We start from the raw sequence: 1,298 nt of genomic DNA on the forward strand, positions 1-1,298 counted from the left end.
GTGCTCAGCCGACGATCAACTCGGTCCACTTCTGGTTGATCCAGTCGGCCTTCGATGTATAGAGGTCGTAGCGCGGGATGATCGGCTCGATGTCCGACGACACAGCGGCGAACTCTTCCGGCTTGAGGTCGAGCACCTCCTTCTTCAGCGTCGGCGTGGTGCCGACCTTGCGCGACATGACGCCCTGCATCGAAGGCTGGCTCATGAAGTCGATGAAGGCGTGCGCCTCCTCGACCTTGGTCGAGGCGCGCGACAGCACCCAGTTGCCGGAATCCTGGATGCCGCCTTCCTTCGGGAAGGTCGAACGGACATGGAAGCCGTCGGCGGCCGCAAGCCCGGTGACGTCGTGGTAGTACTGGCCCATCGGGATCTCGCCCGACTTCAGCGCTTGCTCGAACTGCGCCTCGTCGCGATACCAGAGGCGCACGTTCGGCTTGACCTCGGCCAGTTTCTCGAACGCCTTGTTCAGCCCGTCCTCGGTGTCGAGCGCGTTGGTGCCGCCCATGAAGGTCTTGGCCGTCACTTCGAGCAGGAACGAGTTGGAGGCGAGCGCCAGCAGGCCGAGTTTGTCCTCGTTGGCCTTGTCCCAGAGCGCCGCCCACGACGTCGGCGCGTCCTTGTAGACGTCGGTGTTGGTGACCAGCGTGATCCACCAGGCGACGGCACCGATGCCGGCGACGCGGCCGTCCGGATATTTGTTGATGAAGCGGGGCAGCAGCTGGTCGTAATGCTTGACCTTCGAGGTGTCGAGCGGCGTCCACAATTCGGTCGACTGGCCCTTCAGCGTCGAGGTCTGCGACATCATCGAAAGGTCGGCCGGCGCCTGCCCGGCCTTGGCCGCCTGTTCGAGCTGCACCAGCCAGGCCTCGCCGGTCGGTTCGGCGACCGATTCCACCGCGATGCCGGTTGCCTTGGTGAATTCCGGGAAGACATGCTCGTCGAACGATTTCTTGAAGTAGCCGCCATAGACACCGACCTTCAGCGACTTGTCCTGCGCCCGCAGCACCGCGGGCATGGCGAGCACGCCGGCGGCGGCGAAGCCGGCGCCAAGCACGCCGCGCCGGGTGATGGGTGTTGCGATCAGTCTGTTCATCTCAATTCTCCTCTGTTTGTGCCGGTTGTCCGGCGGGTTCCCTTGGTTGCGTTTCTCCGCCGTCAGGCGGATCAGTGTGCCGCCGCTCGTTGCTCGAGCGCGCGCGCGTATTGCGTCAGTGGAAAGCACATGACGAAGAAGATCAGCGCCACCAGTCCGTAGACGGTGAACGGTTCGAAGGTCGCGTTGTTGATGGCGTTGGAGG

General features: G+C 63.9%; 1 protein-coding gene and 1 pseudogene. Both read right to left on the bottom strand.

Annotated features, from left to right (window positions below):
* Window positions 1–4: 4 nt before the first annotated feature.
* Complete coding sequence (locus EN742_RS35270; protein WP_126057023.1) at window positions 5–1,093, bottom strand: extracellular solute-binding protein; 1,089 nt, start codon at window positions 1,091–1,093, stop codon at window positions 5–7.
* Window positions 1,094–1,164: 71 nt separating this feature from the next.
* Window positions 1,165–1,298 (bottom strand): annotated as a pseudogene (locus EN742_RS39850) (amino acid ABC transporter permease); the annotation flags it as partial.

The organism is Mesorhizobium sp. M4A.F.Ca.ET.020.02.1.1 (genome assembly GCF_004022645.1).
Classification (GTDB): domain Bacteria; phylum Pseudomonadota; class Alphaproteobacteria; order Rhizobiales; family Rhizobiaceae; genus Mesorhizobium.

What these genes read in the sequence shown, in the direction of transcription:
- EN742_RS35270 (WP_126057023.1), bottom strand. Translation starts at nt 1,093, where the DNA reads ATGAACAGACTGATCGCAACACCCATCACCCGGCGCGGCGTGCTTGGC.